Source organism: Oceanobacillus sp. CF4.6 (assembly GCF_051262635.1).
Classification (GTDB): domain Bacteria; phylum Bacillota; class Bacilli; order Bacillales; family Amphibacillaceae; genus Oceanobacillus.
In genome coordinates this window covers 1-614 of record NZ_JBIMEX010000035.1, presented here as the reverse complement: position 1 = coordinate 614, position 614 = coordinate 1, and the positions used below count along the sequence as shown (strand labels likewise).

Annotated in this window: 1 protein-coding gene; it reads right to left on the bottom strand. The window is 36.3% G+C overall.

Features of this window, described 5'->3' with window-relative positions:
• Nucleotides 1–111: 111 nt before the first annotated feature.
• Nucleotides 112–614 (bottom strand): transposase (locus ACHABU_RS20670; protein WP_435766838.1); only part of this gene is annotated, 503 nt, incomplete at its 5' end.

The following is a 614-nucleotide window of genomic DNA, read 5'->3' as shown; positions in this document are numbered from 1 at the left end:
GTTAAATTTTACCAATTGATTTCAGTTTTAAAATTAAAAAACGGGAACCCGGCCCTATATAGACCTTGTTCCCATTTTTTTCCATATTAAATCATCAAAAAAAAATAAGCATTACTTCTTCTTCCGTGGCTTGATGATGGCTATATTCCCTTCGAACTTTGTCTCCTTTTTCTTAGGTATTGGTATTTTCTGCCGTCCTCGTGTTGTTTTACTTTTTGAACGATGTAATTCTTCAATAAATTCGTCGTATGACTTGTACATGTACGTTCTCATTAACCTTAAAAACGGCCAAAGTTTCTTTTTCGATTTGGTCTGTAATTGTAGTATCAAAGCCAAGCCATATGCAGCTAGGGCAAGAAACATTTGATTCCACATTCCCTGCGGTTTCGTACTCCAGATTTTGACTAATTTTAAATGTTGCTTGATCCATTTGAAGAAGGTCTCAATCATCCATCGATACCGATAGAGATCCATGATTTGCTCTGCAGATAAATCCCATCTTGTTGTCATTAGTCGATAGAGTCTATGTTCTTCATCTTCAAATTCTACTAGACGAATCGGTTCATCCGCATAGCTATATTTGACTTTTGCGTCTCTGAGAATAGCTGGGTGAT